The organism is Leptobacterium flavescens (assembly GCF_010671605.1).
Classification (GTDB): domain Bacteria; phylum Bacteroidota; class Bacteroidia; order Flavobacteriales; family Flavobacteriaceae; genus Leptobacterium; species Leptobacterium flavescens.
In genome coordinates, this window is the sequence record NZ_JAABOO010000001.1 from 1,193,010 (window position 1) to 1,205,373 (window position 12,364).

9 protein-coding genes are annotated in these 12,364 nt (G+C 43.7%); all 9 read left to right on the forward strand.

Annotation, left to right across the window (positions count from 1 at the left end; translation table 11 throughout):
- The first annotated feature begins 61 nt into the window (after positions 1–61).
- A complete protein-coding gene (locus tag GWK08_RS05250; protein WP_163605845.1) occupies positions 62–2,098 on the forward strand; it encodes a beta-N-acetylhexosaminidase in 2,037 nt (678 codons plus the stop codon).
- Entirely contained in the window at positions 2,095–2,952 is an 858-nt protein-coding gene (locus tag GWK08_RS05255) for an SMP-30/gluconolactonase/LRE family protein (RefSeq protein WP_163605846.1), read from the forward strand. Before GWK08_RS05250 ends, GWK08_RS05255 begins: the two co-directional genes overlap by 4 nt.
- A gap of 23 nt (positions 2,953–2,975) precedes the next feature.
- A complete protein-coding gene (locus tag GWK08_RS05260; RefSeq protein WP_163605847.1) occupies positions 2,976–4,013 on the forward strand; it encodes a LacI family DNA-binding transcriptional regulator in 1,038 nt (345 codons plus the stop codon).
- A gap of 74 nt (positions 4,014–4,087) precedes the next feature.
- Entirely contained in the window at positions 4,088–6,379 is a 2,292-nt protein-coding gene (locus tag GWK08_RS05265; RefSeq protein ID WP_163605848.1) for a family 20 glycosylhydrolase, read from the forward strand.
- A gap of 21 nt (positions 6,380–6,400) precedes the next feature.
- Positions 6,401–8,329 (forward strand): acetate--CoA ligase, encoded by a 1,929-nt coding sequence (gene acs / locus GWK08_RS05270; protein WP_163605849.1) that lies wholly within the window; start codon positions 6,401–6,403, stop codon positions 8,327–8,329.
- 36 nt (positions 8,330–8,365) lie between these two features.
- Positions 8,366–9,337: an aldo/keto reductase gene (locus GWK08_RS05275; protein WP_163605850.1), complete on the forward strand. Its 972-nt coding sequence runs from the start codon at positions 8,366–8,368 to the stop codon at positions 9,335–9,337.
- 11 nt (positions 9,338–9,348) lie between these two features.
- Positions 9,349–10,110: an SDR family NAD(P)-dependent oxidoreductase gene (locus tag GWK08_RS05280; RefSeq protein WP_163605851.1), complete on the forward strand. Its 762-nt coding sequence runs from the start codon at positions 9,349–9,351 to the stop codon at positions 10,108–10,110.
- A 5-nt stretch (positions 10,111–10,115) separates the two neighbouring features.
- Entirely contained in the window at positions 10,116–11,177 is a 1,062-nt protein-coding gene (locus GWK08_RS05285) for a Gfo/Idh/MocA family protein (RefSeq protein WP_163605852.1), read from the forward strand.
- 12 nt (positions 11,178–11,189) lie between these two features.
- On the forward strand, positions 11,190–12,344 hold the full coding sequence (locus GWK08_RS05290) for a glycoside hydrolase family 18 protein (protein ID WP_163605853.1): 1,155 nt from the start codon (positions 11,190–11,192) through the stop codon (positions 12,342–12,344).
- Positions 12,345–12,364 lie beyond the last annotated feature (20 nt).

The following is a 12,364-nucleotide window of genomic DNA, read 5'->3' on the forward strand; positions in this document are numbered from 1 at the left end:
TGTTTGTATCAATTTTTATGCATTCCCCCTCTCAGTCTCTCCGGAGAGGGGATTATTTTCTATGAAAAAGAAGACGCTTTTCTTTCTTATCATATCAGTGCTGATATTTACTTCCGGACTGATAGCTCAGGAGCATCATGCCTCAAATCTGAGCTTATTGCCATGGCCCAAAAAGGTCATTCCGGGAAACGGGCAACATATCCTTACTGAAAATTTCAGCCTCCGCATATCGGGAAATTTTGATAAAAGGATATACAGGGCGGCGACTTCTTTTTTAAACAGACTCGATCAGAGAACCGGTCTGCTTTTAACCAATAAGGACATATCTTCACAAACAAATAAAACATCCGAAGGGCAAAAGATGGAGATCCGGATAGAACGTCCCGGAAAAACAGTGCTTTTTGAAGATGAATCCTATTCCCTTCAGGTCAAAAATGAAAAGATCATCCTGAGCAGTGTCACCGACCTGGGGGCTATGCATGGCCTGGAGAGCCTTCTGCAACTGCTTCAAAGTGATGAACAACATTATTTCTTTCCCCAACTAACTATAGAAGACAGTCCCAGATTTGCCTGGAGGGGACTTATGATAGACGTGGCACGGCACTATCTGCCTTTATCCGTACTAAAGCGGAACATAGATGCCATGGCTACCGTAAAACTCAATGTATTTCACTGGCACCTCAGTGATGACCAGGGCTTTCGGGTAGAGATCAAAAGTTATCCCGAGCTTCACAAAAAGGCTTCAGACGGACTTTTTTATACCCAGGATGAGATCAGGGAAATCGTTAGATATGCATCAGACAGGGGCATAAGAGTAGTTCCAGAAATTGATGTTCCCGGACATGCTACAGCTATTTTAACGGCTTATCCAGAATTGGCAAGCAAAGACACCACCTATACGCTGGAAAGGAATAAAGGTATTTTTCACGCTACTCTTGATCCGACCAAAGAAGCTACCTATACTTTTATGGAAAGTGTGATCTCAGAACTGGCAGTACTATTCCCCGATGCCTATTTTCATATCGGAGGAGATGAGAACGAAGGAAAACACTGGGACGAAAGTTCCCGGATCCGGAAGTTTAAAAAAGAGCATCAAATAAAGGACAACCACCAATTGCAGACCTATTTTAATATCAGGTTGCAGAAAATACTCAAAGCAAACCAAAAACGTATGATGGGTTGGGATGAGATCCTGGAACCAGGACTCCCCAAAGATATTGTCATTCACTCCTGGAGAGGAAAAGAAGCTATGATCAAAGCTGCGAAGCAAGGGTATAAATCGGTACTCTCCAAAGGCTACTATATTGATCTGCTCTTCGATACCAAAACCCATTATGAGAACGATCCGATCTCGGATAGCGATGGTCTAAACCCCGAAGAAGTTAAAAATATTCTTGGAGGAGAGGCTACCATGTGGGGCGAACTGGTAGATGCCAACAATGTAGATTCCAGGATATGGCCAAGAACAGCTGCCATAGCCGAACGTTTCTGGTCTGCATCTTCCGTAAACGATTTTGATTTCCTCGTAAAAAGGTTAAATGCAATAAGTGTTCAACTGGAAGCCTCCGGCCTCGATCATATAAAAAGTAGGGATCGTATTCTAAGAGGCCTTTTCCACACTAATGATATTGAAGCTTTCCGGACACTTTCAGAAATATGCAGGCCCATAACAGCCAGGGAACGTGTAGGGAAACCCTATAAAACCTATTACCCGCTGACCCTCTTTGTAGACGCCTGTACTCCCGATAATCCGCTCACCATGCATTTCAACAAACTGGTGAGGGTCTACCTGACTAAACAGGATCAAGACATTGAAAGTGAGATAAAAAGTTACCTGTTGAATTGGAAAAAGAACCATGACCGCTTACTCCAAAAGCACAGATCCCCTACCCTTACCGCCTTACTCCCCCTTTCGGAAGCCATTGCCGAACTGTCCGGTTTATTACTGCAAAAAATAGAAACAAAAAAGAAGTTTGATAAGGTTGAACAGGAACGAATAAATGTTCTTCTGGATCGTCTGGACACACCTGTTCTGAACGTACGATCGGCCATTACTGCCGATCTGAAGCTTCTTTCAGAAAATATAAACACCCCATGAAATATACAACAACCATCATAGCAATTAGCATTCTTTGCCTTTCTTCCTGTAAACCGGGAAGGGAAAGCAGTGACTTTACCGAAGAATCTGTTTTTACCGATGGGATCGAAGGCCCTGCAACCGATTATCTGGGGAATATCTATGCGGTAAACTTCCGGGAACAGGGCACTATAGGAAAAGTTACAGCCAAGGGAGAAAGTTCACTCTTTATCAATCTGCCCGAAGGAAGTATAGGAAACGGTATTCGCTTTGGTAAAAGGGATCAGATGTTCATTGCAGATTATACGAATCACAATATCCTGGAAGTCGATTTAAAGACCAAAAAGATCGGGGTTTTTGCACATCAGCCTGCGGCCAATCAGCCGAATGACCTGGCCATAGCCCCCGATAAGACCATTTATGCCAGCGATCCCAACTGGGAGGATCATACGGGAAACCTCTGGAAGGTTACCAGGGAAAAAGGCTTTGAACTCCTGGAAGAAAAAATGGGTACTACAAACGGGATAGAGGTAAGTCCGGATGGTAAGAAATTATATGTGAACGAATCCATTCAGCAAAAGATATGGGTATACGATATCACGGAAGACGGGTCGGTAAAAAATAAGAGCCTCTTCCATTCCTTTCAGGATTTCGGTCTTGACGGGATGCGATGCGACCGGGAAGGAAACCTGTTTGTTTGCCGCTATGACAAGGGAACGATAGTGGTACTATCGCCCGAAGGAGAGCTTTTAAAAGAGTTTATGCTCAAAGGAAAAAGACCAACCAATATCACCTTTAGTAATGACTATAAAAGTTGTTATATAACGGTGGCAGACAGGGGGTGTATTGAGGTAATCAGGATAGGTTCTATTTAAACCTGTCAAAAGAACTAAGATCTATGAGAACGAATATCACATTAAAAGAAATAGCATATATCCTTGGTGTATCGGTTTCTACGGTATCCAAGGCACTAAAGGATAGTGAGGAGATCAGTAAAGCAACCCGGGAAAAAGTCAAGAAAACAGCTCAACGATATAATTACAGGCCCAACAGTGTTGCCCTCAACTTAAAATGCAACAGGTCCTGTACCATTGGGGTGATCGTTCCCGAGCTTTCGGATCTCTTTTTTTCTGATGCCCTGGATGGAATTATGGAGCAGTCGGCCAGGAAAAATTATAAGGTAATGATCTACCCTTCCAAAGGTTCTCCTCTGAGAGAAATGGCCCTGATAAAAATGCTTACTGATGGGAGCATAGACGGTCTTATCCTCTATATGTCTTCCGAAACCATTAATACCAAGGCTTATGATTATGTAGTTGATCTGATGAACAGAGGGTTTCCGGTAGTTCTCCTGGAGAATCGTACCAGAGATATAAGATGTGACAGGGTTTTTGTAGATCAGGCAGATTGTTGTTATCAGGCCGGTAAAAACCTGTCTGAAAAGAATTGTCAGAACATTTTACTTATTGCTCACAGGAATGAATCCCTTCCAGAATGGAAAAGAGGATTTGAAAATGCGGTTGGAAAAAGTAAAATGCGAAAGGGTTTTCATCGGGTCCTAGAGATCGGAGAGAAAATGAACGTGCAGGAAGAAATAGAAGATTTCCTTTCTTCTCAGATGCATATTGACGGGGTGATAACTACCAAGCCGGAATTTGCTCTGATAACCCGGAAGATCCTGAAAACACAGGTTTCCGTGGTTTCTTTTGTTAAAAAATCGGCAGTTGCCCAATCATTATACCCCAATGTTTCCTACCTGGTATACGATCCTTTTAAAATGGGAGAACAAGCTACCAGGGTTTTGCTGAAAAAGATTGAGGGGGATAGTAAAAAACGGGTAACCAAAACGATCAACAGTTTTTGTATCGATGGAGATTCCGCTCATTTTGAATCGCATCATTTTTCCGAAAATATGAAGTATGCAGTTAGCTTCTGATAATAATTTAAAAGGCCCCCTGACAAAATGTTTTAAAAATTAAGGAATTCAATATGAGAAACAAACATTGCTTTTTGATACTGATTTTAATGATTATCTCCTGTAAAAACAAAGCTGAAGGCCCTTCGGCCTTGAACACTGCTGAAATTGCTGTTATACCTCAACCTTTATCGGTTACGGAAAAGCAGGGGCAGTTCAGTCTGGATAAGAACACCCGTTTTATCACACAAAATGAAGATCAGGATAAAATAGCTTCTTTCTTTGCAGAAAAGATAAAGGCTTCAACGGGCTTTGATCTTGAAGTGAGCAGAGAAGGATCGGAAAGTAATATAATTGTATTTCAGACCGACGAGTCCCTGGATGTAAACGGTGAAGGCTATTCTCTGGATGTCAGCAGGGAGCAGATCCTTATAAAAGCCAGGGAAAACAGAGGTTTTTTCTATGGGATGCAGACCCTTTTGCAACTCCTTCCTCCTCAAATAGAGAGTCAGGATCCGGTTTCGGGAGTATCATGGAATATCCGGGCAGTAGAGATCAAAGATCAGCCTGCTTTCGGATGGAGAGGCTTAAACCTCGATGTCAGCAGGCATTATATTCCAGTAGATTTTATCAAAAAGCAACTGGATATGCTTTCTCTCTTTAAAATGAACAAATTTCACTGGCACCTTACCGATGATCAGGGATGGCGAATTCAGATAAAAAAATATCCAAAGCTCACAGAAGTAGGAGCTAAAAGAAAGAACGACGACGGTAGCCTCTACGACGGATACTATACTCAGGAAGATATTAAAGAAGTAGTTGCCTATGCGGCAGAGCGTTTTATAGATGTGATCCCGGAAATAGACGTTCCCGGTCATGTAGTATCTGTCCTGGCAGGATATCCCGAATTATCCTGTACAGAAAACCACCTGGAAACACGGGTGTTATGGGGTATCGATTCCAATATCCTTTGTGCAGGTAAAGAACAGACCTTTGTTTTTCTCGAAGATGTTTTTGAGGAGATCGCTCCTCTTTTTCCTTTCGAATATTTCCATATTGGAGGTGATGAAGTCCCGAAAGACAAATGGGAAAAATGCCCGCACTGCCAGAAAAGGATCGCTACAGAACAGTTGAAAGATGAAAATGAGCTGCAAAGCTATTTTATGGCCCGGGTAGAAAATATCCTGAAAAAATACGATAAGATGATCTTTGGCTGGGACGAGATCCTGGAAGGTGGGATCTCCCCTACTGCCAATATCATGTCGTGGACAGGTGAAGAAGGGGGTATTGTAGCGGCAAACGCCGGACATGATGTGGTAATGAACCCTTCGGAATACACATATCTCAACTTTTATCAGGGAGATCACAAGGTAGAACCCATGGCTTTTGGAGGATATATTTCGCTGGAAGATATTTACAATTACGACCCGGTACCTTCGGAAATCAGCAAAGATAAACGAAAGCACATCCTGGGATCCCAGGCCAGTGTATGGACGGAATATGCTCCGGAGGCTTCGATCATCGAATATCAGTTGTATCCGCGGCTTATGGCTATGGCCGAACTCACCTGGACCCAAAAAGGAAAAAAAGATTATCCAGATTTTCTAAAGCGTTTAAGCAGTCAATATTTAAGGCTTGAGGAACATCAGATAAATTATCACATTCCTATTCCGGAGGGCCCGTCTTCCAATCGTATTGTTTTTACCGACAGCGTTTCGCTTCGCTTTGAAACCACCCACCCGGTAAAAATGGTATACACGGTAGACGGTAGTACCCCGGATGCAAATTCTCCGGTTTACAAAGAACCCATGAATTTTAAAGAGAATACCGTTCTAAAAATAGCTTCGGTTCTTCCGCATGGAAAAACAAGTCCGGTAAGAGAGATCCGGATAGAGCAGCAACAGATGATCCCGGCAGTTGATCCCGGAAAAACAAAACCCGGACTATCGGTCGAAACCGTAAAAGGGCATTTCAGGAACCTGAAGGAAGTAGATTTTTCTTCCGGTACAAAAGGATCTGTGATCGATTCTCTCGAAGCAGCCAATGAGGCATATGACTGGGGGCATTTTGTAAATGAAGATAATTTCAGGGCTCTGGCTATTGAAGGTTACATAGACATCGCCGAGGACGGAGTCTATTATTTCTCCAGCCAACAGGATCAGGTCTGGATTGCAGATCAATTACTGATCGATTATAAATACCCTATCAAAAAACACCCGAAGGACGCCTCGATTGCGCTCACCAAGGGGAAACACAAGCTAAAGATCTTTTACCTCAACAATATTGTAAAAGGCTGGGCTTCCGACTGGAATAAAGTGGAGCTCTATTACAAAAGAGCTGATGAAGAAGAGTTTAAACAGGTAGGCGGGGAAATGCTTTCACATTAAATAACCTAAAGAAATTTTGACATGAAAAGAGAGCGGAAATTAGACAAAATGGTTATCACTTCAGAGGCACAATACAAAGAGGCCTATAAAAAGAGTGTTGAAGATCCTCAGGCTTTTTGGGCAGGGATAGCAGAGAATTTCCAATGGCATAAAAAGTGGGATCGTGTTTTAAGTTACGACTGGTCTGTTCCGGAAACCAAATGGTTTGAAGGGGGAAAACTCAATATTACCGAGAACTGTCTCGACAGGCATCTGAAAGAAAGGGGGCAACAAACTGCTATTATCTGGGAACCCAACGATCCGGGAGACGACGTCAGGAAGATCACCTATGCAGAATTGCACGAATATGTATGCCGTTTTGCCAACGTTCTTAAAGACAACGGAATTGGGAAAGGAGACCGGGTCTGTATTTATATGCCTATGCTCATTGAATTAACGGTAGCTGTTCTGGCTTGTGCCCGTGTAGGAGCCATACATTCTGTGGTCTTTGCAGGCTTTTCTGCAAGATCGCTCGCTACCAGGATCAACGATTCGCAATGTAAAATGCTTATCACTGCCGACGGAGGTTTCAGAGGCACAAAAAACATCCCGTTAAAGGAAATAGCCGATGAAGCCCTGGATCACTGTCCTTCTGTAGAAAATGTGATCATATACAAGAATACCGGCCAAAGTATAGAATGGGTTTCCGAGAGAGACCATTGGTGGCATCTGGAAACCAGGAATGCTTCTCCCGAATTCACGGCCGAAGTAATGGATGCGGAAGATCCTTTGTTTATTCTCTACACTTCGGGATCTACGGGAAATCCTAAGGGGATGGTACACAGTTGTGCGGGTTATATGGTGTATACGACCTATACTTTTAAAAATGTATTCCAATACAAAGACGGTGATATTTACTGGTGTACCGCCGATATCGGCTGGATTACCGGGCATAGTTATATTATTTACGGGCCATTGGCCGCCGGCGCCACTACCCTTATGTTTGAAGGGATCCCCAGTTATCCGGACAACGGTCGTTTCTGGGAGGTATGTGCCAAACATAAGGTCACTCATTTTTATACCGCACCGACCGCAATACGGGCACTGGAAAAACATCCCGTTTCACTGGTTGAGAAGCATGACCTGTCCGGCCTTAAAGTGTTGGGATCTGTGGGAGAACCCATTAACCGCGAAGCCTGGATGTGGTACAGCAAGCACATAGGAAAAGACAAATGCCCTGTGGTAGACACCTGGTGGCAGACCGAAACGGGAGGGATCCTTATTTCTTCCCTGGCAGGCGTAACCAGGCAGAAAGCAACTTTTGCCACCCTTCCCATGCCGGGAATTCAGGCTATATTACTGGATAACGAAGGTAAGGAACTCAAATCGGATACTGCGGAAGGGACTTTGGCTATAAAATATCCGTGGCCCTCTATTGCCCGTACTATTTACGGCGATCACGACCGTTATAAAAAAGTTTATTTTTCAGCTTTTAAAGATCATTATTTCCCGGGAGACGGTGCCCTGAAAGATGAGGAAGGAAATTACAGGATCACCGGAAGAGTGGACGATGTGGTCATTGTATCCGGTCATAATCTCGGAACTGCTCCTATCGAAAATGCCATAAACGAACATGAAATGGTGGTTGAAAGTGCCGTGGTAGGCTATCCCCATCCCATTAAGGGGAATGCACTTTATGCCTATGTGATCACCTATTCCAATACGGAAGAAGCCAATCAAAAATTGGAGGACGAGATCAAAGGCCTGGTGGCAAGGACCATCGGGGCTATTGCCAAACCCGAAGAGATACAATTCGTTCCCGGCCTGCCAAAAACCAGAAGCGGAAAGATCATGAGACGGATCCTAAGAAAAGTTGCCTCGGGAGAATGTGAAAATCTGGGAGATACCTCTACCCTTCTTAACCCCGATATTGTAAATGAGATCATCTCGGGTAAGGTAAATACAAACTAGTTTGGTAAATTAAGTGCTTGAAAAAGAATTTGAAAAATGCAATACAGAAAATTTGGGAAGTTAGACTGGAAAGTCAGTGAGGTTGGTTATGGAATGTGGGGAATAGCTGACTGGTCGGGGGCAGACGACAAACAATCGGCCGTTGCCCTGGACAGAGCAGTGGAAATGGGATGTAATTTTTTCGATACTGCCTGGGCCTACGGATCGGGCAAAAGCGAACAGATCCTGGCCGAACTGCTAAAAAGACATCCTTCCAAACGCCTATACCTCGCCACTAAGATCCCTCCAAAAGATCAGCAATGGCCACCGGTGAAGGGAACTCAAATAAATGAGGTCTTTCCGGCGGAACACATCATAGAATACACAGAAAAAAGCCTTAAAAACCTGGGAGTTGAAAAAATAGACCTGATGCAGTTCCACGTTTGGGAAGATGATTGGGCACAGGTTGAAGAGTGGCAAAAAGCCATACAAAAATTAAAGACCGAAGGAAAAATCGAAGCCTGTGGTATCAGCGTAAACAGGTGGGAGCCCGAAAATTGTATTCAAACATTAGAAACGGGACTTATCGATGCCATACAGGTTATATACAATGTCTTTGACCAGTCACCCGAGGATGTTCTTTTTCCGTATTGCAGGGAAAATGACATTGCCCTTATAGCACGGGTACCTTTTGATGAAGGTTCCCTGACCGGGAAACTCTCGGAAGATTCCAAATGGCCGGAAGGGGATTTCAGGAATATTTATTTCGGCAAGGAAAACCTTGCTCCGACCGTAAAGCGGGTGGAAGAATTAAGAAATGAAGTTCCGCAAGCTATGTCGCTGGCCGAAATGAGCCTTCGCTTTATCGCTTCTAATCCGGATATTAGCACTATGATCCCCGGAATGCGGCAATTGAGAAATGTAGAGGCCAATATGAATATCAGCGATGGGAAAGGATTAAATCCGGAACTCACTAAAAAACTAAAGGAACACCGATGGGACAGGGTCCCGACACATTGGTCTTGTTAAAAAAGAGAGAAATGGGAAAGCTAGAAAACAGGGTCATTATCATTACCGGAGCTACCAGTGGAATGGGAAAAGCAATGGCCGTTCTTTTTGCCAAAGAAGGAGCCCACCTTGTACTTAACGGGAGAGATCAGGAAAAAGGTGAATCCTTACTTAACGAAATTCAGAAATTCCACTCCGAAGTTTGTATGGTTTACGGAGATATCGGAGAAGCGGAAACCAATCGTCAACTCGTGGAAACAGCAATAAAAAAATACGGCAAGCTGGACACCGTAGTTGCCAATGCAGGAGTATTGGGCCTGGGAGATGTTGCTTCTATTTCGATAGAAAAGTGGCAACGGACACTGGACATTAATCTGAATTCTCTTTTTTATCTGACCAAATACGCTGTTCCGCATCTGCTTAAAAACTCATTTGGTGTTATCCTTGCCAATGCTTCCATTGCTGCTTTTAAAGCCTTTCCACAGCATGCGGCATATTGCACCTCAAAAGCCGGTCAGGTGGCTTTGATACGACAATTGGCTGCAGAATACGGTCCCACGATAAGGGCAAATGCCATTTGTCCGGGCCCGGTAGACACCCCTCTTATCTGGGATTCTGCCAAAGCCTTTGAAGTTCCTGAAAAAGCGGTTCAGAATGCGGCAGATGCCACCCTGATGAAGCGCCTGGGAGAACCCGAAGATATAGCAGAACTCGCCCTCTTTCTGATCTCTGAAAACTCCTCATTTATTACAGGAACTACGGTTAATATTGACGGAGGGATAACAGTAAATTAAATAAAATGGGTAGATATAAAGTATTGGTTGTTGGTTGTGGTAATATGGGAACTTCTCATGCCCGTGCCTATCATAAACTGGACGAATTTCAGATCGTTGGCCTGGTGAGCCGTAACCCTCAAAGCAGGAACAGGCTTTCGGAAGAATTAGGCGGATTACCTGTCTTTCCCGATTTTGAGAAAGCCCTGGGAATTACTCAGCCGGACGTGGTTTCTATTAATACCTATCCGGAAACCCATGCCGATTACGTTCGGAAAAGCTTGAATGCCGGAGCTCATGTTTTTGTGGAAAAGCCTATCGCAACTACCGTGGAGGAAGCAAGGGCATTAGTAACATTGGCCAGTAAAAAAGACCGCAAACTTGTAGTGGGATATATTTTAAGGGTACATCCCGCCTGGCAGAAATTTGTAGAAATGGCCAGGACCCTGGGTAAACCCCTGGTTATGCGTATGAACCTCAACCAGCAGAGTTGTGGTGTACAATGGGAAACTCATAAAAACCTGATGAACTCTATGTCTCCCATTGTAGATTGCGGAGTTCATTATGTAGACGTGATGTGCCAGATGACAGGCTCAAAACCGGTCAGGGTAAGTGCTATTGGAGCCAATTTAACTGATGAAATTGCTCCGGACATGTACAATTATGGGCAATTGCAGGTTACTTTCGAAGATGGCTCCATAGGTTGGTATGAAGCCGGATGGGGCCCTATGATGAGTGAAACTGCCTTCTTTGTAAAAGATGTGATCGGACCCAAAGGGAGTGTTAGTATCGCCGAGAAAAATGAAAGTCGCTCAGATAATATTGAAGAGCATACCCAAACCGGATCCCTTCATCTTCATTACAGCGATATAGATGAAAAGGGAAATTTTAAACATAAGGATGAGTATATTCCTGTTGAAAACGAACCCGATCACGATGAGTTATGCGAGCTGGAACAGCAATTCCTGCTGGATGCAATTAAAACAGATAAAGATCTTAGTGAGCATCTCGAAGATGCCGTGAACAGTTTACATATCGTACTGGCAGCCGACAAGGCTTTTAAAACAGCTAAAACTATCGAACTATAACAAAATCAAGCTATGAAAATCTTAAAAAACACGATCGGTCTTTTGGTACTTATTTCCTTTTGCTCCGGTTGTTCCGATGCTAAAAAAACGCAAAAAGAGGAAGCGGATCTCCCCTATAAGATCATCGGTTATGTGGCCGGCGGGCGATTGGATGCCAATCCGCAGTCTGTAGATGCCAAAAAACTCACTCATATCAACTACGCCTTTGCCGATATACGGGATGGAAAAGTAAGTGAGATTGCCGAAAGTGACGCGAAGAATCTCAAATATCTCAATTCATTAAAAGCCGACAATTCCAAACTTAAAATATTGATCTCCGTGGGAGGGTGGACACTTTCCGGAGGTTTTTCCGATGCTGCATTAACTCCCGAATCCCGGGAGATATTTGCAAATAGCTGCCTGGATTATCTGAAAAGGCATCAACTGGACGGTATTGATCTGGATTGGGAGTATCCCGGACAAGTTGGAGCCGGCAATACCTTCCGGGAAGAGGATAAGGAAAACTTTACCACCGTCCTGGGATTACTGAGAGAAAAACTGGACTCCCTGGGTAAAAAAGACAAGCAGCATTATTTGCTGACTATAGCTACAGGAGCCAATCAGGCCTATATTGATCATGTGGAAATGGATAAGATCCATGCGTACCTGGATTTCATCAATATCATGACCTATGATTATCACGGAGCCTGGGACAAACAGACTTCTCATCATACCAATCTCTTTGTATCCGAAACCGATACTACTTCCTATAAAAGAAGTTCGGCATCGGCTGTAGAAGAACATCTTCAGGCCGGGGTTCCGGCAGAAAAACTCGTTTTAGGAGTTGCTTTTTACGGGCGCGGATGGAAGGGAGTCGTAAATGAAGCTAATGGCTTGCATCAACAAGCTTTGGATGGCGGATTTGACATTACTTTTGATAGGATTTCCGATAGCCTTAATAATCCTGCCTATACCAGATACTGGGACCATGCTGCCAGGGCTCCTTATTTATGGAATGCCGAAAGCGGCATTTTTATCACTTATGACGATGAGGAATCTTTAAAAGCAAAGTCCGATTTTATTATTGAAAAAGGGATGGGAGGTGCCATGTTCTGGGAATATACGGCCGATAACAAAGAGCAATTACTCAATGCTCTTTACGAAAGCCTGATGGAACAGGATAAATAACATCCGCAGAAGAAAAATAA